Below are 23,301 nucleotides of genomic sequence, written 5' to 3' on the forward strand. Positions count from 1 at the left end.
CCGGCGGCGAATGTCGCGCGGCCATGACACCGCCCGTTGTATCCGCATTCCGTTCCCACCGGATTTTCACCCTCTGAAACCGGCGTCCCCGCAAGGGCCGTGTATTGCTTCGGCACTCGCGGCAGGGACGCCGCAGGACGCCAGCGCTCCGGGATTGCCCCGGGCTCCAGTCCGCAGAGCTCACCCGCCGGTCACCGTGCAGGCGCTGAATCCTTTCGATGCGGCAAAGCGCGGACGATCCGCCTCAACCTGTCTGTTGGGCAAGTGTGCCTGCAGACCGCCGCTGATCAGCGCGCCATCGATCCGGCAGACCCCGGCACCGGCGCGCGGTCGGCGTGCCCGCACCCAATTCAACCTGGAGATTCACCCATGGCCAAAGAAGAACTGATAGACATGAATGGCGTCGTGACCGAAGTGCTGCCGGATTCGCGCTTTCGCGTGACGCTGGAGAACGGTCACCAGATCATCGCCTACACCTCGGGCAAGATGCGCAAGCACCACATCCGCATCCTTGCCGGCGACAAGGTGTCGCTTGAACTGTCGCCGTACGACTTCAGCAAGGGCCGCATCACCTTCCGCGAAATCGAAGGTCGTGGCGGCCCCGCCGCCGCGCCGCGCCGCCGGGTGCATTGATCGGTCGGTGACGGGCTGGCCCGCCGCGCGGTCCGGCTTCCTGACTGCCGGGCCTCACCCCGTTGGTCGGAGCTGTGGCCTGTGGGAGCGGTATGCTCCGCAGCATCGACAGAGCGATTCCCGCTTCCCGGGGCAGATCGCGCCCTGGCAGGTGACCGCTAGCGACCGCGCATCTTGCGCTTGCGCTCGTGCAGTTCCTGCGCCTCCAGCGACAGCGTGGCGGTCGGGCGGGCGAGCAGGCGGGCGATGCCTATCGGGTCGCCAGTGAATTCGCACCAGCCGTAGGTGCCGTCATCGATGCGTACCAGCGCCTCGTCTATCGTGTGCAGATGCTTGCGTTCGCGGTCGCGCACGCGCAATTCCAGTGAATGGTCCTCTTCAAGCGACGCGCGGTCCGACGGATCCGGCGTGCGCTCGAATTCGTGCAGGTGCTGCGTCGTGTCGTGCGCCGACTGCAGCAGCGCGTCACGTTCGGCGCGCAGCCGCTGGCGGAAGAAGTCGAGCTGGCCGGCCGACATGTATTCGCTGTCGGGCGCTGCCAGCAGTGCCGCCTCCGCTTCGGACAACTCGTCCGGGGAGAGGGGAAGCATGGGGGGGGCAATCGACATGGTCTGCCTCCTCGTTGTGGGGTCTGCATGAAAGGTGCGGCACGCCGGTTCCGGCGCCGCCGCGGCGAAGCGCACAGGGCGACCGTCACGATACACGCCAAAGGCGAAGCTTGTGCGCTGCGTATCTGGCGCGTGATGGTATGTTCGTCGCCATGTCCCGATACCTGCCCCGTGCGCGCGCCGACGCTGCGCCGCAGCGCCCCGACTACCGCCCCCGCCCGCCGCGTGCGCCCGGCTATCTGATCGAGCCACCGCTCGATTTCGACCGTACCGGCAAGTTCTACATGGGGCGCGAAATTTCCGACGTGATGGGCTGGCGGGCCGCCGACTGGCTGGAGCGCCCGGAGCGGCTGGACGAGGAGCGTACCGACCTGCTGGTCGAAGCGCTCGACCTGCGGCCCGGCATGGTGATTGCCGACATCGGCGCCGGCACCGGTTATCTGTCGCGGCTGATGTCGCCCGCCGTGAAGCCGCACGGGACGATCATCGCCGTCGACGTGCAGGGCATGATGGTGAACAGGATAGGGCGGCTGGCGCGCGAGAACGGCTTCGACAACATCGAGGCCGTGCGTTGCCGGGAGCATGACGCACAGTTGCCGCCGTCAGTGGTCGACATGGCGGTCATGCTCGACGTCTATCACGAGCTGTCGTTCCCGTTCGAAATGCTGGCCAGCATCGTGCGCGCCACGAAGCCGGGCGGTCGGATCGTGTTCGTCGAGTTCAAGGAAGAGGATCCGGACATTCCGATCAAGCCGCTGCACAAGATGAGCGAAGCGCGCGTGCGGCGCGAGGCCGCGGTGCACCGGCTGAAATGGGAGTGCACGATCGACCATCTGCCGTGGCAGCACGTCGTCGTGTTCCGCCGGCCGGGTTGAAATCGCTGTGGGCAGAGCGCCTGCAGGAGCGGTCTTTGCGGGAGCGGCGGCGTGTGGAAGCGGCGCAGGTTTTGTGGGAGCGGCGATCCACTGCCGGCCCTGCATGGCCGGCCGGCTCTGCGGGCGGCGAGCAGTGCTCGCCGAAACCCCCGCTCCGTTCCACGGCTGGCCCTGCATGGCCAGCCGGCGTCGCGGGCGGCGAGCCCTGCTCGCCGAAACCCCCGCTCCGGTCCACGGCTGGCCCTGCATGGCCAGCCGGCTTCGCGGGCGGCGAGCAATGCTCGCCGAAACCCCCGCTCCGTTCCACGGCTGGCCCTGCATGGCCAGCCGGCTTCGCGGGCGGCGAGCAATGCTCGCCGAAACCCCCGCTCCGCCCTCGCCGCGATCGGCGCGTTGATCATCGACCATCGCTGCACTGATCGCGGCGAGGCCGCGGCTCCCACAACCCCGCTCCCACAACAATTACCACGACCACGCGGCCGCGTCCTGCTCACCCGTTCTGTATAGTCCGCCCACCATCGCATCAGACCTCGCACCTTGCTGAAACTTCTCCACACCGCCGACTGGCAGATCGGCAAGCTGTACGGCCAGTTCGAGCCGGATGACGCCGCGCTGCTCGCCGAGGCGCGCTTCGCCGCGGTGGAGCGGCTGGCGCAGCTGGCCAGCGTGCAGGGCGTGCACATGGTGCTGGTGGCGGGCGACGTATTCGATGCGCAGGGCGTGGCCGAGCGGACGATCCACCGGCTGTTCAACTGCCTGCGCGGCTACGCCGGGCCCTGGGTAATGATTCCGGGCAACCATGACGCCGCGCTGAGCGAATCGGTGTGGACGCGCGCCGCGCGACTGGGCGCGATCCCGCCTAACGTCATGGTGTGCCTCGCACCGGGCGTCGTGCAGTTCGACGCCCTGCGCGTGGCCGTACTGGCCGCACCGCTGACCCAGCGCATCACGCACAGCGACCTGACGTCCGTCTTCGCCGCCACGGACACCCCGGCCGGCTTTCACCGCATCGGGCTGGCGCACGGCAGCGTGCAGGGCATCCTCGCCGACGGCATCGATTCGTCGAATCCGATCGCCGCCGGGCGCGCCGCCGAGGCGCGGCTCGACTACCTCGCACTCGGCGACTGGCACGGCTGCCGGCAGGTCGATGCGCGCACCTGGTACAGCGGTACGCCGGAAACCGACCGCTTCCGCGCCAATGACTCCGGCCGGGCACTGATCGTCGAGATTGCCGCGCCCGGCGCCGAACCGGTCGTGACGCCGGTGGTGACCGGACAGTATCGCTGGTTCAACGAGCGCGCGACGCTGCAGGTGGCCAGCGACATCGATGTGCTGCTCGAGCGGCTGGCCGCTTTCGATCGTGCGGATGTCGTGCAGCTCATGCTCGATGGCGAAACCGATCTGGCCGGACACGCCCGTCTGCGCGATGCCCTCGCGCAGACGCAGGGACGGGTGCGCAGCCTGACGGCGGACCTGTCGGCGCTGCGCATTGCGCCGACCGAAGACGACATCGACGCGCTGGCGGCCGACGGCTATCTTGGCGACGTGATCGACGAACTGCGCACCCTTCAGGGCAGCGGCGACGGCGAGGCCGAGACGGCGCGCGATGCGCTGGTGCTGCTGGCCGGCCTGCTGCGTGACCGGCGCGGCACCAACGGGGCTGCTTCGTGAAGCTCACGCGCATCCGCATCGAGCAGTTCCGGCAGTTCCGCCAGCCGCTGCAGATCGCCGGGCTGGACCCCGGCCTCAACCTGTTCACCGGTCCGAATGAAGCCGGCAAGAGCACCGTCGTCGCAGCCATCCGCGCTGCCTTCTTCGAGCGTCACCGTTCGGGCAGCGTCGATGACCTGCGTCCGTGGGGCGACGCCTCCGCGTCGCCGACGGTCGAACTCGACTTCGAGACCGGCGGCGTCGCCTACCGTCTGAGCAAGAGCTTCCTCGTCCGCAAGCGCTGCACGCTGATCAGCGGCGCCCAGCAGTTCGATGGCGCTGACGCCGAAGACCGGCTGGCCGACCTGCTCGGCTTCCGCCATGCCGGTCGCGGCGCCAGTGCGGCCGAGCACTGGGGCATTCCAGGCCTGTTGTGGATACAGCAGGGCACGGCGCACGACATCCGCGACCCGGTTGCGCATGCCACCGATCACCTGCGCACCGCGCTGAACACTTCGCTGGGCGAGGTGGCCAGCAGCGGCGGCGACGCGGTGACCGACGAGGTCGAGGCGCTGCGCAACGAACTGCTGACGCCGGCGAACGCCACGCCGCGCGGCCCCTACAAGGACGCCATCGAAACCGAAGCCGGCCTTGCCGCAGAGATTGCCGCACTGGACGCCGACATCGCAGCCTACCGCAACAAGGTCGACCGGCTCGCCGCGCTGCGCCGCGAACACGAGGCCGACGACGCACAAAAGCCCTGGCTCGCGCTGCGCGCGCAGGAACAGGCGGCGCGCCGCAAGTTCGATGAGGCCCGGGCGCTGGGCGCGCGACTGGGCGACGCACAGCAGCGTGCACGGCGCATCGACGACACGCTGGCGCTGCTGCACAGCCAGCTCGAACGCCATGGCGCCGAGCAGAACGAGGTCGAACAGCGCCGTGCGGCACTGACCGCCGCAGAAGACAGGCTGGTCGCGGCACAGGCCACGGCGCAGCAGTGGCAGCGCCGCAGCAGCGACGCGGCGGCGCGCCACGACGCCGCGCGACAGGCACTGAACCGCACTCGCCAGCGCGACACCCGGGCCACGCTGGCGCGCCAGCTCGACGAATTGACGCGCCGGCGCGACGCCGCCCGCGCCACGCTGGCGCAGGCCGATACCGAAGCCGGGCGCCTGCGCAGCGCGCGCCAGCAGATGGCGGCCACCGAGCTGCGCAGCGCCGATCTGGCCACCCTGCGCGCCCAGCAGCAGGACATCCGCACGCTGCGCCTGCGGCAGGAGGCAGCCGCTACCCGCGTGCGTTTCACGCTCGACGATGGCCGGGTCATCCGGATCGGTGAAGAAAGCCTGACCGGTCAGGGCGAGCGCCTGCTGACCGACGCGACCGCGGTGACGCTGCCTGGCCTCGGCCGGCTCGACATCACCCCGGGCGGCGCCGATCTGGCCGATCTGGGCCGTCAGGAAGCCGCGTTGCGCGACCGTCATGCGGCGTTGCTGGCCCGCCTCGGCGTCGGGTCGCTCGATGCGGCTGAAGCACGCCTGCATATATATATGCAGCATCAGGCCGATGCGCAGACCGCCGAGGCCGCGCTCAAGGCGCGCGCGCCGCAGGGCCTGGATGCGTTGCGCGGCGAACTGGCGATGCTCGAAGGCCGTCTGGCCGAAGCCGAGCAGTCGCTGTCGCGGCTGATCGGGGAGCCCGATGACGACGCAGCCCTGCCGTCGATCAACGAAGCGGAGTCGCAGGAGGAGGCCGCGCGCGCCTCGGCGGCGGATGCGGCGAAACAGCTGGCCGCAGCCGACATCGCTGCCGCCAACGCGCAGAGCGCGGTCGACGCCGCGCGGCGCGAGTTGCGCAACGCGCAGGCCATGCTCGATGCGCCCGAGCGTGCCGCACGGCTGGCCGCCGCGCAGCGTGCGCTGAACGAAGCGCTCGCCGGCCGGGCTGCTGCGGCTGCCGACATCGATGCGCTGACCGCGCAGTGCCGTGACGTGCGTCCGGACATCCTCGAGCAGGACATCAGACGCTTCGGTGGCAGCGCCGAGCAGCTGGAGCGCACAGCCAGCCTGCGCCGCGACGAACTGACCCGGCTCGAAGTGGAACTGCAGGCCGCTGGCGCACAGGGTCTGGACGAGCGGCGTGCCGAGCGCGCGCGCGACCATGCACGGGCCGTGCGCCGCGCTACCGAGCTGCGCCACCGCGCCGCCGCGCTCGACCACCTGCTGACATCGCTGAAAAGTCATCGCAGCGCGCTGACCCGCCGTCTGCAGGCGCCGTTGCAGAAGCACCTCGATCGCTATCTGCAACTGCTGTTTCCGCACGCCAATCTGGACATCGACGACCAGCTGGTTCCGGGTGCGCTGAAGCGCACCGGCGCCGCCGGTGCGGAAGGTGGACGCTTCGAGGAATTCAGCTTCGGCGCGCGCGAACAGATGGGCGTCATCAGCCGGCTTGCCTATGCCGACCTGCTGCGCGAAGCCGGCCGCCCGACGCTGATCATCCTCGACGATGCGCTGGTGCACAGTGACGATGAACGGCTGGCGCGCATGAAGCGCGTGCTGTTCGATGCCGCTACCCGGCATCAGATCCTGCTGTTTACCTGCCACCCGGAGAACTGGCGCGACATGGGCGTGGCGGCCCGGTCGCTCGAAGCCCTGAAGGCGGTGTGATCTCGCGGGCCAGCGCGCGACGCCGATGACGCGCTGCAACCCCTTTTTGGTCAGCATGCAGGCGCTTGCCAGAGATTACGGGCAAATCCCGAGGGCGTTGCCCGGGGTCAGTTCCCCGTCCCGTGACTGTCGGAACTTCGTTTTTTGCATCTGATCCCAAGGGAAGCTTATCCTTCGTTTTGTGCAGTGCGATTCGCGCCTGCCGGGCCATTCACGGAAAGACCTGCCTCATGAACGCTTTCCAATCTTCGCGTGGCGATGAGCCGACGCTGGATCCGCTGCTTCCGCGGCTCTACAACGTGGTCTATTGCAGTCGCGCGGTGGAAGGTGTCGATATAGCCGATGTCGAGCGCATCATCGCGTCAGCGCGGCGGCACAACCCCGCGGCCGGCATCACCGGTCTGCTGGTGTTTGGCAGCGGGGTGTTCTTCCAGTGGCTGGAAGGCCCGCGCGACAGTGTGACCGCGCTGATGGCGACGCTGAGGTCAGATCCGCGGCACGATACGGTGGTCGAGCTGAGTGCCAACGAAGAGGTGCGCGAGCGGCTGTTTCCGGATTGGGACATGGAATTCGTCGAAAGCACCGATATCCGGGAAGTACTGCTCGATGCGCTTGACGACGCGGAAGACCCGAAGAACGTCGCGGCGCTCGGCCTGTTGCTGGAACACATCGACGGCGGTGCGCTGGATCCCGCTTGATCCAGGCAGACCCGCAAACAGGCGTGGCAGGCTTCATCGTTCTGTCATGTTTTTGGTAAAGTCTGCGGCGTCATGCGCCATCTGCGCCGATTGTCTTGCCTCCTGGTGCTGCCGGGACTGCTGTTCTGCCTGACCGCCTGCGCTCAAGGGCCTGCCCCGGCAGACGTCCTGGCCGAACCGATCCGGCTTCCGGAAATCCGCAGCGTGCTGCGTTACAGCGCCACGCCTGACGAATTGCCCGAGCCGCCTGATACGCTCGATCCGGCCATGCTCAACGAATGTGTCGGCCAGCGCCGCATCATCGAAGCCGAGCGCAAGGTGCTGGCCGCCTACGCCGGACAGCAGACCGATCAAGCGGCCACACTGAAACCCGATATCGACGCACTGGCCCGGCAACGCGAGGCGCTGGACACGCTTGAAGCGACGTCCGTGCAAGAGGGCGCAGAGGTTACTCGCAAGGGCGCGGCGATCAACATGCGCCACGCGGCCCTTGAAGCGGCAATCAAGACGCCGCCCGCGGACGCCAGGCAGGCCGCCGCGCGCAAGCAGTCAGTTGACGCCTTCAACGCCGATGTCAGGCGCCATAACGACGCGATTGATGCGCATAACCGTGGGCTGGAGGTGCTTCGGCAAGCGGTCGCGGCGTACAACGCAGCTGTTGGGTCGCTGCGCGCGCGCGTCGATGCGGTCAATACGCGCCATGCGGATTATGACCAGCGCGTCGAGGCGCATAACCGGATGCTTGAGGACTACAGGAAGGATTGCGCGGGTCAGCGCCGACTTCTGCGCTGACCTTGCTGTCGTCAGGGTGCAGCCAGCCCGCTGCCGATCCGTGACATGACATGCCGCGTGGCCTGCTCAAGCACGCCGGGGGCGAGGTCGAGCTGGCCGATGCAATTGCCGGTCATGACGCCGGCCAAACCATGCATCGACGACCAGATGTACAGCGCATCGAGATCGACCAGCGCCTGCTGTTGCGGCGCGTCGCCATGCAAGCGTCGCAGCACCTGGCGCAGGATGTCAAAGGCGTGCGCGGCGTCGCGCACGAGGTCGGGATGCGCGGCGGACGCCGGCCACGGCGTGCTGAACATCAGCCGGTATTCCAGCGGATGGCGGTGCGCGTAATCGAGGTATTGCCGACCCAGCGCGCCGAGATCGTCCCCGGGATCGTCGAACTGCCCGCGCGCGTCGAGGTGGGCGGCGAAGCCTTCGAAGCAGCGCCGCATGACCTCGGCCAGCAGGTGGTCGCGGCTCGGGTAGTGCTTGTACGGGGCCTGATGCGACACACCAAGCCGGCGCGCGACATCGCGCAGGCTCAGCTGTTCGATGCCGTGCTCGGCAATGGCTTCGCGTGCCGCCACGATGCAGGCATCGCGCAGGGCGATCGGCGCGTGTGCGGCGTCCTTCGTCTGGGGCATCCGGTCCGGGAGGCAAAATGATCCGGCGACAACGTTAACACGACGGACCACCCGCGCATGCCCCCGGCGAGCCGCGTGAAGAGCCGGACTATCGTCCCACGGCGACATCGAGCACCGTGTCGCCATCGTTGTTTTTCACGACGAAGGCTGCTTCGTCGAAGCGGGGTGCGCGCAGCGTCGGACGCACGCCCTTCGATACCCCCCACGCTTCGGTCGGCAGGCCGATGAGATTGGTGTCGACACGCCGGTTGCCGTTCAGGTCGTGCACAACCGACACCGCGTAGCGCCCGGGCACAACGTCGGCGAAGCGGCAGGTGACGCCTTCAGCGGCTGCGGTTTGCCAGCGCGCGCGTGCCGACGTGTTGTCCATCGGAAAACCGGTGTCCCGTTCGAACAGCGCGCAGCCGATCTCGCCGTTCGCTGCGGTCACGCCGCTCACGCGCACCACGATTTCGGCGGCCGCTCCGTTCAGCGGCAACGCGGACAGGGCCAGCAGCCATGCAAGGCGGGCGAATGGAATGCTCTGGACAGACATCAGGTACCTCCGGCAGCGGAATCATGACGGCATGGCAGCGGATCGGGCGCGCGGCTTCGCCGGATGCATTCGATGGCTGCCGATGATCAGCAGTTGACACTGTCAACGTACGGTGCCGATAATGAAGGTTGAAGTAGACGGCGTCAACCCAAGGCGTCGATCACGTCACCCCGACCCTGACCCTGATGCGAGGTTTCGCCATGTCACCTGCCCTGCCACCGGGAAGCCGCCCTTTCATGCTGTCGCTGTGCACCCTGCTGATGGCGGCCGGCCTGTCCGCACTGGCGGGCGCGTGCGCGCTGTCGACGCCGTTTCCGCGCATCGATACGGCCGTCGCCGACGAGGCGGACGACGCCGTCGTGCTGGTCCTGACGCACATCGTCGTCGATGGTGCCCGGCGCGATGAATTCGACCGCCAGACGCGCCGCGTCATCGACAGCATGGCGACACAGCCCGGCCTGATCGGCTATTCGGCGCGGCGCGAAGTATTCGGCAACGAGGCGTGGACGATGAGCGTATGGGCCAGCGACGCCGCGCGCGCCCGCTTCGTCCGCTCGGCCGTGCATCAGGAGGCCATCGCGAAAAGCGAGCCGGCGATCGTGACCGTCCGGCTGAAGCGGCTGAACATGGCCCGCAAGGACGTGCCGCGCGATTGGGCGGCGGCGCTGGACCTGCTGGCGCGGCCGGGCAACGAGCGCCTCTATACGAAAGATTGAGTTTGTGGCGCTACGACGCCGATTCGATCTGTTCCGACACCACCAGCCAGCGCTCTTCGTGCGTGTCGAGTTCGGCGTCGATCTTCTGCAGCGTCACGCCCAGTTCGCCGATTTCCTGCGGCGGCAGCGACGTGGTGAGACGCGCTTCGATACCGTGCTTTCGCTTCTGCAGGTCGAGGATGGCCTGTTCCAGCTTGCCCAGTTCGAGTTTCAGCGCCTTGAGATTCACCGGCGCTTTCTTCACCGCCGGAGCGGGTACGGGTGCGGGTGCGGCTGTGGCGGCTGGCGCTGCCGAGGCTGCCGGCGTCTTGAGTGATTCCTTCAGGTCTTCGCGTGCGCGTTTCGCTTCATTGAGCAGGTAACGCTGGTAATCGTCGAGGTCGCCCTCGAACGGTTCGATGCCGCCGCGCGACACCAGCCAGAATTCGTCACAGACCGAGCGCAGCAGCGATCGGTCGTGGCTCACCAGCATCACCGTGCCTTCGAACTCGTTCAGCGCCATCGCCAGTGCTTCACGGGTGGCGAGGTCGAGGTGGTTGGTCGGTTCGTCCATCAGCAGCAGGTTGGGGCGCTGCCACACCAGCATGCATAGCACGAGGCGCGCCTTTTCGCCGCCGCTCATCGTGCCGACCGCCTGCTTCACCATGTCGCCGCTGAAATTGAAGGTGCCGAGGAAGTTGCGCAGGTCCTGCTCGCGACCGCTCTGTCCGGCCGGCAGGCCTTCACGCGCCATGCGCGTCATGTGTTCGAGCGGATTGTCCTGCGGCCGCAGCACATCCAGTTCCTGCTGCGCGAAATAGCCGACCGACAGGCCCTTGCCCTCGCTGACCATGCCGGTGGTGGCCTTGAGCGCCCGCGCAATGGTCTTCACCACGGTCGATTTGCCCTGGCCATTGGCGCCGAGGATGCCAATGCGCTGGCCGGCCATCACGGTGCGGTTCACGTTGCGCACGATGGTGGTCGGAGGCGCGCCCGCCGGCGCGTCGTCCGGCGGCGGATAGCCGAAGCTGGCGTTCTCCATCACCAGCATCGGGTTGGGCAGATTGGCCGGTTCCTTGAATTCGAAGGTGAAGTCGGCGCTGGCCAGCATCGGCGCCAGCCGCTCCATGCGGTCGAGCGCCTTGACGCGGCTCTGCGCCTGCTTGGCCTTGCTCGCCTTGGCCTTGAAGCGGGCGATGAACTTCTGCAGATGGGCGATCTTGTCCTGCTGCTTGGCGTAGGCGTTCTGCTGCAGTTCCATCTGCTGTGCCCGCATGTCCTCGAAGGTGCTGTAGTTGCCGCCGTAACGGGTCAGCTTCGCCGCGTCGATGTGCAGCGTGACATTGGTGATGGCGTCGAGAAACTCGCGGTCGTGACTGATGACGACCAGCGTGCCTTCGTAGCGCGTCAGCCAGCTTTCCAGCCAGACCAGCGCGTCCAGATCCAGGTGGTTGGTCGGTTCGTCGAGCAGCAGCAGGTCGGACGGACACATCAGCGCGCGCGCCAGCTGCAGGCGCATGCGCCAGCCGCCGGAAAAGCTGTTCACCGGATTGTTCAGTTCGGTCGTCTTGAAACCCAGACCGAGGATCAGCGACTGGGCCCGCGCCTGAGCGTCGTGGGCGCCGGCATCGTGCAGCGCCATGTAGGCATAGGCCATGCGCTCGCCGTCGTCGCCCGCCTCGGCGGCATGCACTTCCTGCTGCGCCGCGAGCAGCGCGGTGTCGCCCTCAATGACGAAGTCGGTCGCCGGCTGGTCGGTTTCGGGCATGTCCTGCGCGACCTGCGCCATGCGCCACTGCACCGGTACGTTGAATTCACCGGAATCTTCATGCAGCGTGCCGTTGAGCAACGCGAACAGCGTCGACTTGCCGGCGCCGTTGCGACCGACCAGACCGACCTTTTCGCCCGGGTTGATGGTGGCGGTGGCGCCGTCGAGCAGCACCTTGGCGCTGCGGCGCAGGGTGACGTTCCTGAGTGTGATCATGCGGGTGAAGCTCCAGCGGACGTCCCGCAACGACAGGCGGCAAGACCAGGGAAGGGGTGGCGGGGCGGAAAAGACGGGGCAAGCGACCGGAAATCATGGCTGACGGGTCGCCAAGGACCGAAGTATCTTCGCCCGTACAGGTTGCCGTCAATCGGAACGCCCGGCGAGGCGGCACGCACGGCCCCTTTCCGGGGCCCCGTCGCGACCCCTGACGTCGTCATGCGACGTCGTCGATGAACTGCAGCCGCGCCAGTTTCGCGTACAGGCCTTCCTGCGCCAGCAGTTCGGCGTGCGTGCCGGTCTCGACCGCGTGGCCGTGCTCGAGCACGACGATGCGGTCGGCGCGCTGCACGGTGGCCAGGCGGTGTGCCACGACCAGCGTGGTGCGGCTGGCCATCAGCGGCGCCAGTGCGGCCTGCACCATGCGCTCGCTTTCGGCATCCAGCGCCGATGTGGCTTCGTCCAGCAACAGGATCGGCCGGTCGGCCAGGATGGCGCGCGCGATGGCGATGCGCTGGCGCTGGCCACCGGACAGACGCACGCCGCGCTCGCCGAGCGGGCTCTCGTAGCCGCCCGGCATGGCGCGGATGAAGGCGTCGGCGAAGGCGGCCTCGCAGGCGGCGCGCACCTCGGCATCCGTGGCATCGGGGCGCGCATAGCGCACGTTGTCGGCGACGCTGGCGGCGAAGATGACGGCCTCCTGGGGGACCAGTGCGATGCGCGCGCGCAGGTCGGCCGGATCCGCTTCGGCGAGCGGCACGCCGTCGATGCACACCGTGCCCGACTGCGGGTCATAGAAGCGCAGCAGGAGCTGAAACAATGTGGACTTGCCGGCCCCTGACGGCCCGACCAGCGCGACGGTTTCGCCGGCACGCACGTCGAGGCTGAAGCCGTCGAGCGCCGGCGTGTCGGGCCGGCTTGGGTAGCAGAAGCGCACGTCGCGGAATGCGATGTCGCCGCGCGCCGGCGCGGGCAGCGCGCGCGGCGACGCCGGCGCCATGATGTCGGGCTGCGTATCGAGCAGTTCGATCAGACGTTCAGTGGCACCGGCGGCCCGCTGCAGTTCGCCCCACACTTCCGACAGCGCCCCGACCGAACTGGCCACCATGGCCGCGTAGAACACGAAAGCCGACAGTTCGCCGGCGCTCAGCCGGCCTTCCAGCACATCGTGTCCGCCGACCCACAGGATGACCGCCACCGAGCCGAACACCAGCAGGATGACGAGCACGATCATCAGCGCCGAATGACGATAGCGTTTCACGCCGGTGTCGAAACTGCGTTCGACCAGCGCGGTGAAGTGATCTCGGTCCGCGTCTTCGTGGCCGCAGGCCTGCACAATGCGGATGGCGTGCACGCTCTCGTCGACATGGGTGCCCAGGTCGGCCACCCGGGCCTGGCGCTCGCGCGACAGCGCACGTACCCGGCGACCGAACAGCACGATGGGTGCGACCACCAGTGGCACGCCGGCCAGCACCAGCAGGGTGAGCCGGCCGCTGGTCAGCGCCAGCATCACGAGGCCGCCGGTCAGCAGCAGGATGTTGCGCAGCGCGATCGACAGCGTCGATCCGACCACATTCTCGATCTGCGCCGTGTCGTTGGTCAGTCGCGAAATGACTTCGCCGGTGCGCCCGGCTTCGAAGAAGGACGGTGGCAGCGTCAGCAGATGCGCATAGACCCGGGTGCGCAGGTCCGCGGACACCCGTTCGCCCAGCCACGAAACATTGTAGAAGCGCAGCCAGGTCGCGCCCGCGAGCAGCACGACCAGCAGCAGCGAACCGCCGAGCGCGCGGTCCAGCCACTGCGCGTCACCGGCCGCAAAGCCCTGGTCGATCACGCTGCGCAGACCCTGGCCAAGCGCCAGCGCGGCGCTCGCCGCCAGTACCAGACCGATGGTGGCCAGCATCAGCCGGCCCCGATGCGGTTTCACCATTTCGAACATCACCTGTCGCGCTCGCTGTACATCCGTCACACTGCTGACTCCTTGTCGTGGCTGTTTTGTTGTATATTCCGGCCCCTATCCGAAGTGCGCGGGTGGCGAAATTGGTAGACGCGCTGTCTTGAGGGGGCAGTGCCGCAAGGCGTAAGAGTTCGAGTCTCTTTCCGCGCACCACATATTCAGTATCTCAAGCGCCTCGCGACGCTTGTGTTTCACCCTCCGGTCGGCCCGGCCGGAAAATCCACGCTCTGGTCAGGCATGCCGGGCACCGGTTGCGATGTTGCAGCGCAAACCGTGTCGCGGCATCCCTTTGCTACCATCCGTCTCGCAATTCCGGGCCCGTCTCAATACAGAAAAGATTCCGGTCATGTAACCGGGACAGAATTCGGTCGGAGGAGGAGAAACCGATGGCGTTGGACAAAGTACTTCTGGGCCGCTTGTTGCAGTTGAACGAGCCGTGGACGGTACGCGATTTTCGCTTCGATCCGGACGCCCGCAAGCTGGACGCCTGGGTCGGCGTAGAGCCGCCGCGTGGCTGGTTCGCCCGCGTGCGGCGTCAGCCGGCCGAAGGGCCCGAGCGCGTCTGGCGCCACGTCGACCTCGCGGGCTGGCGCTGCCATGTGCATGTGCAGGCGCCGATCGGCGCCGATCTGAGCGCGCTGCCCTGGGCGGGGGCCGTTGACATGCCGTTTTCCCAGGCGCTTTCCAAGCATGTGTTTGCGCTGTTCAACGAAGGTGTGCCGCTGAACGGCATCTGCATGATCACCGGCATTCCGCTGCAGGAACTGTGGAAGTTCAAATACTCGCTTGATCAGGGCAAGACCGCCATCGCGGTGCCGGCTTCGCCGCAGGTCGATCTGGCGCCCGCCGGGTCCGTCGCGTCTGCCGCACCGGCAGACGACATTCCCGACCTGACCGATCCGGTCTGGCTCAAGCTGATCGAGGGCCAGGTTGATCTCGATATCCGTGCGCTCAGCCTGAAGCTTCTGATGACGCGCCTGCGCAGTCAGCTTGAAGTGATCACCGACGAAGAAGTACGCATGCTCAAGCTGCGCGAGCTGCATCGATATTTCGTCAAGAACGCACGAATGCTCGGGCATGAACTGTCCCAGCTGCGCGCCAGCTGACGTTCGCACCGCCTTCATGAACAGTCAGACCAAGCAGGAACTGAGCGGGCGCATGATGGGGCTGTCGGAAGCGACGGCCCTGATCCGCGGCGGCGGCTACTACAGCATCGCCGGAGACGAACTGCTGCTGCGCGAGTTGCCGCGCGGCCACTGGATCGGCGGCACCATCCCTTATTTCATGGGGCAGGACGGCGGCGTCACTACGCGCGACCAGCTCTATGTCGCGCAGGTACCGGTCAGCGGCGGTGTACCGCTGATGCGATTCTACGACCAGATCACACTGGAACGAGTCTGCGCCGACGCGCCGGAAAACGGCTTTTCGATCATCGTCATTCCCGCGTTTTCGGCCGTGCACTCCCTGTTCGCTCGCAACGCGCCGGGCTACGAGGACATGTATCTCAAGCCGTTGATCGGCTGGATATCGGGCATCCATCTCGACGATCTCGGCCGCGCAAGTCCGCTCGCGGTCAATGGCGAAACACTGGAATTCGAACCGGATCGCGCACTGGTGATGCATGTTCCTCTGCCGGCCGACAAGTACGCGCACATCGACATCATCAATCTGTTCACGCCGGGAGAGGGTGACAGCATCCGTTTCCCGGCCAAGGGATTTTCGGTGGGCGAATGCCGCATCAATGGCGAGCCGGCCAATTTCGCGCGCTATGTCACATCGAATGCGATCGACACCCGCCTGCCGCTGGTCGCCGACTACAGCGGCGCGATGATCAACGTCAGCATCAAGGCGGTCGATCTGGGCAAGGGTGTGGTTGACTTCTATGCGCCGGTGTTCGATGACGTCGAATACCGCTTTGCCGCGCCGGTGCCCGACTACGTCAGCGCCTTCCAGCAGGCGCTGCGCGCGCGTGACGGTAGCCAGTCGGGCCCGGTCGGCTTCAGCTGCAACTGCGTGCTGAACTACCTGTACAGCGAACTCGAAGGCAAGCGCGTGCCCTCGCTGCTCGGCCCGATGACCTACGGCGAAGTGGCCTATCAGTTGCTGAACCAGACGCTGGTCTATCTGACGATCGAAGGCTGAGCCGGCGCCTCCGAAGGGCGCGACCGGCAAGCGAGCGACGCCCCCTGTGGGAGAGGCGATCCACTGCCGGCCCTGCAGGCGGCGAGCAGTGCTCCCCCCCCCCGCTCCGCCCTCGCCGCGATTGTGCCGCGACCATCGCTGTGCCGAGTGCGTATCGCGGCGAGGCCGCCGCTCCCACAGGGACAACTCCCACAGGGACCGCGCGGCCGCGCCGACAGGGGTAGCATGACGGTTTGTTCCTTCAACTGCTCCGCATGAACGATACCTCTACCTCGCAGCGCCGTCTGGCGCTGGTGATCGACGCCGACAACGCGCAGCCGTCGCTGATCCAGCCGGTGCTGCTGGCTGCCGCGTCGCGCGGCCGCGTCACGGTGCGCCGCATCTACGGCGACTGGACCTCGCCCAACATGACGAGCTGGAAAGCGCACCTGCTCGACCACTCGATCCGGCCGATCCAGCAGTTCCGCATCGTCGGCGGCAAGAACGCGACCGACAGCGCGATGATCATCGACGCGATGGACCTGCTGCACTCCGGCCTTGTCGATGGCTTCTGCATCGTGTCGAGCGACTCCGATTTCACGTCGCTGGCGCGCCGCATCCAGGAAAGCGGCCTGTTCGTCATGGGGGTCGGCCGGCGCACCACGCCGGTCGCCTTCCAGCGCGCCTGCGAAGAATTCGTGTTCACCGACGACATGCGCGCCGCACCTTCCGCCGCGTCATCGTCAGCGAAGCGACGCCCGGCCGAACGGACCGCGTCGGCGAGCCCGGCCGGCGCAGCGCCGGCACGCGCCGAGGCACCGCGCAAGGCACGCAGCACGCAACCGGATGCGCAGGTGCTCGACCTGCTGTCGCAGGGCATCCGTTCCGCCACCGACGAAGACACTGGCTGGGCGGGTATCGGGCGGGTCGGCCAGATCGTGCGCCAGTACGAACCGGGCTTCAGCAACAAGGACTACGGGCACGCCAGCCTGTCCGGCCTGCTGGAGAGCCATCCGGATCTGTTCCGCCTGCGCAAGGGCGACAACGGCCAGGCCCAGGTACAGCTGATCGAAAAGCCGATCGAGCGTGTGGTCGAACCCGCCGCGGACGACACCCCGAAGGCCGCAGCGCGAGCGCGGCGCAGCCGTCAGCCGCGCAAGGCGCCCGCCGATTCGGGGGCCGCGGACAATGTGGTGGTCGCACCGGCGCCGGTGGCCGCCGACCCGGCGCCTGACGCGCCGGCCGCCAGCGACACCAAGGCTGCAAAGCCGCGGGCGCCGCGCCGCAGCCGGGCACGCAAGCCGGCGGCTGCTGCGACGCCGCAGGACGGCGAGTGAGCGCAGCCGCAGCAGCGCGCTTCGACTGATGCGGGCGGACCAGACGCTGGTGGCGCGCGGCCTCGCGCGCTCGCGGACCGCCGCACAGGGGATGATCGCGGCCGGCCGTGTCGCGTTGCTGTCGGCGGCCGGCCGCGTGATCGTCACCCGGCCGTCGCAGGACGTTCCGGCGCACATCGAACTGGTGGTCGAAGCCAGCGAAGACGATCGCTTTGTGTCGCGCGGCGGCCTGAAGCTGGCCGGCGCGCTGGCGCACACCCGGCTGGCGGTGGCCGATGCGGTCTGTCTGGATGTCGGTCAATCCACCGGCGGCTTCACCGACTGCCTGCTGCAGGCGGGTGCAGCACGCGTGGTCGGCGTCGATGTCGGCCACGGTCAGCTCGACGCGCGGCTGCGCGGCAATGCGCGCATGACCTGCATCGAGCATGTCAACGCCCGCACGCTTGACGCTGCCGCGCTCGGTCGTCACCTGCCCGACGGTGGCTTCGATCTGGTGGTGTGCGACGCCAGCTTCATTTCGCTGACCCTGCTGTTGCCGCAGTGGCCGGCCCTGCTCAAACCGGCCGGACAGGTGCTTGCGCTGGTCAAGCCGCAGTTCGAACTCGGGCCGGAGGCGCTCGGAAAGGGCGGCATCGTGCGCGATGCGGCACAATACGCGGCCCTGGAGGTGCGTCTGCGCACGTTCGCCGAGGCGAACGGTCTCAACGCACTGGATTATTTCGACAGCCCGATCACCGGCGGCGACGGCAACCGCGAGTTTTTCATGTTCGCCATGAAGCCGCCCGGAACAGACCACGATGAATGACTCGACCCCGCGCGTGTGCAGCGTTGAATTCTTTCCGCCCGCGACCGACGAGGGCGCGGAAAAGCTGCGCGCCACGCGTCGCCAGCTGCGCCAGCTCAACCCGGCCTTCTTTTCGGTCACCTACGGCGCTGGCGGCACCACGCGCGACCGCACGCTGGAAACCGTGCTCGAAATGCAGGCCGAAGGCCTGAATGCGGCACCCCATCTGTCGTGCATCGGTTCGACGCGCGACAACATCCGCCAGCTGCTGCAGCGCTATCAGGCCGAAGGCATCCACCACATGGTGGCGTTGCGCGGCGATCTGCCGTCCGGCGTGGTCGATCCAGGCGATCTGCGCTACGCCAACGAACTGGTCGAATTCGTGCGCGCGGAAACCGGAGACTGGTTCCACATCGAGGTGGCGGCCTACCCGGAGGTGCATCCGCAGGCGCGCAGCGCCGAGAAGGACCTGCAGGCTTTCGTCGGCAAGATGAAGGCGGGCGCCGATTCGGCCATTACGCAGTACTTCTACAACACCGACGCCTACTTCGCCTTTGTGGACGACGCGCGCGCGATGGGTGTCGATGCGCCGATCTACCCGGGCATCATGCCGATCGCCAATTTTTCGAAGATTTCGCGCTTTTCCGAAGCCTGCGGCGCGGAAATCCCGCGCTGGATGCGGCGCAAGTTCGAAGGTTTCGGCGACGACTCGGCATCGGTCCGGGCCTACGGGCTGGACGTCATCACCACGCTGTGCGAACGCCTGCTGGCCGGCGGCGCACCGGGGCTGCATTTCTACACGCTGAACCAGGCCGGGCTCACCTCGACCATCTGGCAGCGGCTCGGTCTCTGAGACTCATCATCCCATCATGCGCATCTTTTCCGTTCTCGCCCTGATCATCGCGCTGCTCGGCGGCTACACCTGGGTCGTGCTCAGCTGGAGCTACTCCACCGGCGAGCGCGCCGGCTATGTGCAGAAGTTTTCCAACAAGGGCTGGTTCTGCAAGACCTGGGAAGGTGAACTGGCCATGGTGACCATGCCCGGCACGCTGACCGAAAAGTTCGAATTCAGCGTGCGCGACGCCGAAGTTGCGAAGCAGCTGAACGAAAGCATGGGCCAGCGCGTGTCGCTGCACTACGAACAGCACATCGGCGTGCCGACCAGCTGCTTTGGCGAAACCCAGTATTACGTCAGTTCGGTGCGCGTGGTTGAAGTGACCGAGGTGGAACGCCGACTGATGCAGCAGGCGCCTATCGTCACGCCTGCGCCTGCCCCGGCAGCCGCCCCGGCTGCGCCGGCGCAGTGACGCGTTCGCCGCGCGGGCTGGCCTTCTTGCTGGCCGGCCTGTCCGCCATCGGTCCGTTCGCGATCGACACCTATCTGCCGGCCTTCCCGGCGATTGCCGCCGATCTGGGCGCGACGCCGGTCCAGGTCCAGCAGACGCTCACCGTCTATCTCGGCTTCTTCGCGCTGATGACCCTGTGGCACGGCGCACTGGCCGATGCGCTGGGCCGGCGCCGCGTGGTGCTGTGGATGATGGCGATGTTCTTCGCCACCTCGGTCGGCTGTGCCATGGCGACCAGCATCGAACAGCTGTGGCTGGCGCGCGCGCTGGCCGGCATGTGCGCCGGCGCCGGCATGGTGATCGGCCGCGCCATCGTGCGCGACCTGTTCGATGGCGCGCAGGCGCAGCGGCTGATGAGCACCATCCAGCTGCTGTTCGCGCTGGCGCCGGCTGCGGCGCCCATCATCGGCGGCTGGGTGTTCGGCCTGTTCGGCTGGCGCGCCACCTTCTGGTTCCTCGCCGCCTACGCTGGGGTGCTGTGGGTCGCCTGTTTCATCTGGCTACCGGAAACACTCGACCCGGCGCACCGGCGCAGCCTGCATCCGGTCAAGCTCGGTCGCGACTACGCGCACATGTTCGCCCACCCGGCGCTGATCGCGCTGGTGCTTGCGGTATCGATGAATTTCGCCGGCTTCTTCCTGTACGTGTTGTCGGCGCCGGCCTTCCTGATGGACCACCTCGGCGTATCGCCGCAGGGCTTTGCATGGCTGTTCGGCCCGACCGTGGCCGGCATGATGACTGGCTCGTGGATCTCCCGTCGCCTCGCCGGACGCATGGCGCCCATGGTGCAGCTCAAGCTGGCCTATACCATCATGATCGCGGCCGCCTTCGCCAACGTCGCGCTCAATCTGTCGACCACGGCCAGTCTGCCCTGGGCGGTGCTGCCCATTGCGCTGTACAACATCGGTCAGGCGATCGCGATGCCCACCCTGTCGCTGCTGGCGCTCGACCTTTTCCCGAAGTCGCGCGGCATGGTGTCGAGCTGTCAGGGTTTTGCCCAGTCACTGACCAATGCACTGGCGGCGGGTCTGGTCGTGCCGCTGTTGTGGGGTGAGCCGCTGCATCTCGCGGTCGGCATGGCCGGCTTCATCTTCGTCGGCTGGCTGGCCTGGTTGCGCTACCGCTCGCTGCAGCCCTGACGGCCGCGGCTCCCGCAAAACCTTCACGGCTCGCAGCCTACTGCGTCGTCCCCTGCGCCAATGACATGCGCACCCGCTTGGGTCACCGGCAGGACGTGCGCACCACCTGTGATTTATTCCGCGTGCGCATCCTTTCGGTGCAGGGGCTGCCCTGCATAGAAAACCCCATCCTTATCAGCTGGATGTAGTCAAAAAGAACTCATAAATTATTGAAATAAGTGAATTTTCGTCGTGGACTGGTTCGTGCCTACGGCACTCGCCCCCGCATCCGGGGCGACAACCGGAGTCGTTCATCTTCAACCATCCATTCTGGAGACGTCCGCGATGAAGAGAAAGATATTGGCAACTGCGATGGCGCTGGTCGGCAATGTGGCCGCATTCAACGCCCTGGCGCAAACCGCGCCGAAGCAGTTCAGTCTGATCGAGGCAACGGTGCCGCAAATCCAGGAAGCCTTCCAGTCGAGGCTCCTGTCCGCAGAACAACTGATCAACATGTATCTGGCGCGCGTCGCTGCGTACGACGATGCAGGTCCGAAACTCAATTCCTACATCTATGTGAATCCGCAGGCCGCCGCCACCGCAAAGGCGATGGACGAAGCGCGCTTCGTGCCGGGCACGCCGATCGGACCACTGTACGGTGTGCCCATCCTGCTGAAGGACATCATCGACACCGATGACCAGCCCACCACCGGTGGGGCTGTCGCGCTGAAGGATTCGATTCCGCTGGACGACGCCTTCATCACCAAGAAGCTGCGCGACGCCGGCGCCATCATCATCGGCAAGGCAACACTGAGCGAATTCGCCAACTTCATGACCAGCGGCGGTGTGTCAGGCTTCAGTAATCTGGGTGGCTACGGCTACAACCCTTACGACACGCGTCCGTCGCCCACCAATCCGGATGGCCGACCGCTGCTCAATCCGAGCGGCTCCAGTTCCGGCTCCGGCATTGCGGCCGCCGCCAATCTGGTCGCGCTGACGATCGGTACCGAAACATCGGGCTCCATCCTGAGCCCGTCGAACGCCAACGGCATCGTCGGCATCAAGCCGACCGTCGGTCTTGTGAGCCGCGACGGCATCATCCCGATCACCGCCGACCAGGATACCGCCGGCCCGATGACCCGCACGGTGACCGATGCGGCCATCGTGCTCGGTGTGATTGCCGGCTACGACCCGACCGACCCGGCGACGCTGGAATGTCTGGAGCCGGGTAACTGCTTCAACGATTACACGCCTTTCCTGAAGGCGGACGGTCTGGCGGGTGCCCGCATTGCGGTGCCGCCGTTCCCGAACAACCGGGCCGACATCATGAACGCGGCGATGGCCAAGATGGAGGCACTGGGTGCCACGGTGGTCAGGATTCCGGCAGTGACCTTCCAGAGCACGCCGGGTGTGCTGAACTACGGCCAGAAGCGCGATGTGAACGCCTACTTCGACACACTGCCCGACAGCTATCCGATCCAGTCGCTGGCTGACCTCATCGCGTTCAATGCCGAGCCGCCGGCGCCACTGACGACGGCCGACACCATCAAGTACGGCCAGACGACGTTCATCGCGTCAAACAACCTCGACATCAGCCCGGGGAGCGCCGACACGCTGACCTATCAGACCAATTTCGCCAATGGCATCAGCCGTTCGCGCACCGCGATCAACAACGCGCTGAACGGTCCGGACGGCGAAGAGGGCACGGCCGATGATTTCGATGCAATTTTTTATTCGGGCAGCGGCAGTGCCGGCACCTGGGCGCGTGCCGGCTACCCCAGCATCGTTATTCCGTACGGTTCGGTCATTTCGAACGACGTGCCGATCCCGGCCGGGGTGTCGTTTGCCGGCCGCCGCTTCGGCGAGCCGCGACTCATTGAGCTGGCCTACGCACTCGAACAGGCCACCAAGGGTCGCTTTGTCCCGCCGAGCGCGCCGCCGCTGCCGACGGACGTGGTGCTGCGCGGCGACATCAACGGCGACGGCAAAGTGAACGGGACCGATGTGTCGCTCGTCGCACGCCGGCTGAACCAGACGGCGACCGGCCCGTACGACAAGGCCGACATCAATGGCGACGGCAAGATCACGGCACTGGACACGCGCCTGATCACCACCTTGTGCAGCAAGCCGCGCTGCGCACCTTGATCACACCTCCACACAGGACCTGCACATCATGAAATTCGTCAATGCATTGCTTGCTTCGGCACTGCTGGCCACCGGAGCCGCACAGGCCCAGGTGGTCACCGCCGTGCCGTCTTCGTCGGAAGTCGCTGTCGGCGACTTCTTCACCGTCGATCTGATCGTGTCCGGTCTGGCGGATGCCACGGTCGGCAGCTTCGACTTCGACTTCATCTACGACCCGTTCGTGATGACGTCGTACGGCGTCGTATTCGGTGAAGGGCTGGATGTGTTCAGCCTGGGTTCGCTGTTTTCGGTGTCGTCCCAGCCGGGCCTGATCAACATCTTCCAGACCTCGTTCGACACGGTCGAAGACCTGATCGCGCTGCAGCCGGACACGTTCACGCTGGCAACGCTGTCGTTCAAGGCGATCAGCCTGGGCAGCAGTTCGCTGGAAGTGTTCGTGAATGCGATCGGCGATGCCGAAGGCGTGACGCTGCCGGTCGAACTGGGCGCCGGCATGGTGACCGCGGTGCCGGAGCCGCAGACCTACGCGATGCTGCTGGCGGGTCTGGGCCTGATCGCACTGTCCGCCCGCCGCCGTCACGGCTGAACTTTCGCGTCGGAAATGTGAAAAGCCCTCCGTGCCGCAAGGCCGGGGGGCTTTTTCTTTTGCGGTGCCGAGCGGGCCTGTGGGGCGGCGGCAGGTCTTGTGGGAGCAGCGCGGGTTCTGTGGGAGCGGCGGCCTCGCCGCG

General features: G+C 66.9%; 21 protein-coding genes, 1 tRNA gene and 1 pseudogene. 17 read left to right on the forward strand and 6 right to left on the reverse strand.

What is annotated here, in order from left to right; translation table 11 throughout:
* The first annotated feature begins 369 nt into the window (after nt 1-369).
* The gene (gene infA, locus NMQ14_RS05605) at nt 370-633 is read left to right on the forward strand and encodes a translation initiation factor IF-1 (protein WP_069038651.1); all 264 of its coding nucleotides are present in this window, start codon (nt 370-372) and stop codon (nt 631-633) included.
* A gap of 158 nt (nt 634-791) precedes the next feature.
* Here the strand turns inward: infA and dksA are convergent, their stop codons facing one another.
* Nucleotides 792-1,241 carry an RNA polymerase-binding protein DksA gene (dksA, locus tag NMQ14_RS05610; protein ID WP_373457180.1) on the reverse strand — a complete coding sequence of 150 codons (450 nt, stop codon included), beginning with the start codon at nt 1,239-1,241 and terminating at the stop codon, nt 792-794.
* A 152-nt stretch (nt 1,242-1,393) separates the two neighbouring features.
* Between dksA and NMQ14_RS05615 the strand changes: the two genes are divergently transcribed.
* From NMQ14_RS05615 to NMQ14_RS05635, 5 genes are all read left to right on the forward strand, one after another.
* Nucleotides 1,394-2,116, forward strand: a complete 723-nt coding sequence (locus tag NMQ14_RS05615) for a class I SAM-dependent methyltransferase (RefSeq protein WP_257094233.1) — start codon at nt 1,394-1,396, stop codon at nt 2,114-2,116.
* 537 nt (nt 2,117-2,653) lie between these two features.
* Nucleotides 2,654-3,787: a DNA repair exonuclease gene (locus tag NMQ14_RS05620; RefSeq protein ID WP_257094235.1), complete on the forward strand. Its 1,134-nt coding sequence runs from the start codon at nt 2,654-2,656 to the stop codon at nt 3,785-3,787.
* Nucleotides 3,784-6,435 carry an AAA family ATPase gene (locus NMQ14_RS05625; protein ID WP_257094237.1) on the forward strand — a complete coding sequence of 884 codons (2,652 nt, stop codon included), beginning with the start codon at nt 3,784-3,786 and terminating at the stop codon, nt 6,433-6,435. The genes NMQ14_RS05620 and NMQ14_RS05625 overlap by 4 nt, the downstream gene beginning before the upstream one ends.
* Before the next feature lie 230 nt (nt 6,436-6,665).
* On the forward strand, nt 6,666-7,133 hold the full coding sequence (locus tag NMQ14_RS05630; RefSeq protein WP_257094240.1) for a BLUF domain-containing protein: 468 nt from the start codon (nt 6,666-6,668) through the stop codon (nt 7,131-7,133).
* A gap of 72 nt (nt 7,134-7,205) precedes the next feature.
* A complete protein-coding gene (locus NMQ14_RS05635; protein WP_257094242.1) occupies nt 7,206-7,925 on the forward strand; it encodes a hypothetical protein in 720 nt (239 codons plus the stop codon).
* Between the two features lie 11 nt (nt 7,926-7,936).
* On the opposite strand, the gene NMQ14_RS05640 is transcribed toward NMQ14_RS05635, so the two are convergent.
* Nucleotides 7,937-8,551, reverse strand: a complete 615-nt coding sequence (locus NMQ14_RS05640; protein WP_257094244.1) for a TetR/AcrR family transcriptional regulator — start codon at nt 8,549-8,551, stop codon at nt 7,937-7,939.
* An 88-nt stretch (nt 8,552-8,639) separates the two neighbouring features.
* Entirely contained in the window at nt 8,640-9,086 is a 447-nt protein-coding gene (locus NMQ14_RS05645; RefSeq protein ID WP_257094246.1) for a DUF2141 domain-containing protein, read from the reverse strand.
* A gap of 200 nt (nt 9,087-9,286) precedes the next feature.
* Between NMQ14_RS05645 and NMQ14_RS05650 the strand changes: the two genes are divergently transcribed.
* Nucleotides 9,287-9,802 (forward strand): antibiotic biosynthesis monooxygenase family protein, encoded by a 516-nt coding sequence (locus NMQ14_RS05650; protein ID WP_257094247.1) that lies wholly within the window; start codon nt 9,287-9,289, stop codon nt 9,800-9,802.
* Nucleotides 9,803-9,812: 10 nt separating this feature from the next.
* Here the strand turns inward: NMQ14_RS05650 and NMQ14_RS05655 are convergent, their stop codons facing one another.
* The 3 genes and pseudogenes from NMQ14_RS05655 to NMQ14_RS05660 form a co-directional block, all read right to left on the reverse strand.
* Nucleotides 9,813-11,258 (reverse strand): ABC-F family ATP-binding cassette domain-containing protein, encoded by a 1,446-nt coding sequence (locus NMQ14_RS05655; protein WP_373457183.1) that lies wholly within the window; start codon nt 11,256-11,258, stop codon nt 9,813-9,815.
* A pseudogene (locus NMQ14_RS19830) lies at nt 11,244-11,735 on the reverse strand (ATP-binding cassette domain-containing protein); the annotation flags it as partial. The gene NMQ14_RS05655 and the pseudogene NMQ14_RS19830, both read right to left, overlap by 15 nt.
* Before the next feature lie 247 nt (nt 11,736-11,982).
* On the reverse strand, nt 11,983-13,704 hold the full coding sequence (locus tag NMQ14_RS05660; RefSeq protein ID WP_257094521.1) for an ABC transporter transmembrane domain-containing protein: 1,722 nt from the start codon (nt 13,702-13,704) through the stop codon (nt 11,983-11,985).
* Nucleotides 13,705-13,790: 86 nt separating this feature from the next.
* On the opposite strand from NMQ14_RS05660, the gene NMQ14_RS05665 reads away from it, so the two are divergent.
* From NMQ14_RS05665 to NMQ14_RS05710, 10 genes are all read left to right on the forward strand, one after another.
* Nucleotides 13,791-13,875, forward strand: a tRNA-Leu gene (locus NMQ14_RS05665).
* A gap of 233 nt (nt 13,876-14,108) precedes the next feature.
* A complete protein-coding gene (locus tag NMQ14_RS05670; RefSeq protein WP_257094251.1) occupies nt 14,109-14,828 on the forward strand; it encodes a hypothetical protein in 720 nt (239 codons plus the stop codon).
* Nucleotides 14,829-14,844: 16 nt separating this feature from the next.
* A complete protein-coding gene (locus NMQ14_RS05675) occupies nt 14,845-15,864 on the forward strand; it encodes a hypothetical protein (RefSeq protein ID WP_257094253.1) in 1,020 nt (339 codons plus the stop codon).
* Nucleotides 15,865-16,118: 254 nt separating this feature from the next.
* Nucleotides 16,119-17,180, forward strand: a complete 1,062-nt coding sequence (locus tag NMQ14_RS05680; protein WP_257094255.1) for an NYN domain-containing protein — start codon at nt 16,119-16,121, stop codon at nt 17,178-17,180.
* A 28-nt stretch (nt 17,181-17,208) separates the two neighbouring features.
* Entirely contained in the window at nt 17,209-17,985 is a 777-nt protein-coding gene (locus NMQ14_RS05685) for a TlyA family RNA methyltransferase (RefSeq protein ID WP_257094256.1), read from the forward strand.
* The gene (gene metF, locus NMQ14_RS05690; protein ID WP_257094259.1) at nt 17,978-18,817 is read left to right on the forward strand and encodes a methylenetetrahydrofolate reductase [NAD(P)H]; all 840 of its coding nucleotides are present in this window, start codon (nt 17,978-17,980) and stop codon (nt 18,815-18,817) included. Before NMQ14_RS05685 ends, metF begins: the two co-directional genes overlap by 8 nt.
* Before the next feature lie 16 nt (nt 18,818-18,833).
* Entirely contained in the window at nt 18,834-19,271 is a 438-nt protein-coding gene (locus NMQ14_RS05695) for a hypothetical protein (protein ID WP_257094261.1), read from the forward strand.
* A complete protein-coding gene (locus NMQ14_RS05700) occupies nt 19,268-20,449 on the forward strand; it encodes a multidrug effflux MFS transporter (RefSeq protein WP_257094263.1) in 1,182 nt (393 codons plus the stop codon). The genes NMQ14_RS05695 and NMQ14_RS05700 overlap by 4 nt, the downstream gene beginning before the upstream one ends.
* A 324-nt stretch (nt 20,450-20,773) precedes the next feature.
* Nucleotides 20,774-22,573: an amidase family protein gene (locus tag NMQ14_RS05705; protein WP_257094265.1), complete on the forward strand. Its 1,800-nt coding sequence runs from the start codon at nt 20,774-20,776 to the stop codon at nt 22,571-22,573.
* 28 nt (nt 22,574-22,601) lie between these two features.
* Nucleotides 22,602-23,159, forward strand: coding sequence for a cohesin domain-containing protein (locus tag NMQ14_RS05710; RefSeq protein ID WP_257094267.1), 558 nt, complete (start codon nt 22,602-22,604; stop codon nt 23,157-23,159).
* Nucleotides 23,160-23,301 lie beyond the last annotated feature (142 nt).

This window comes from Methyloversatilis sp. XJ19-13, assembly GCF_024580155.1.
Lineage (GTDB): Bacteria > Pseudomonadota > Gammaproteobacteria > Burkholderiales > Rhodocyclaceae > Methyloversatilis.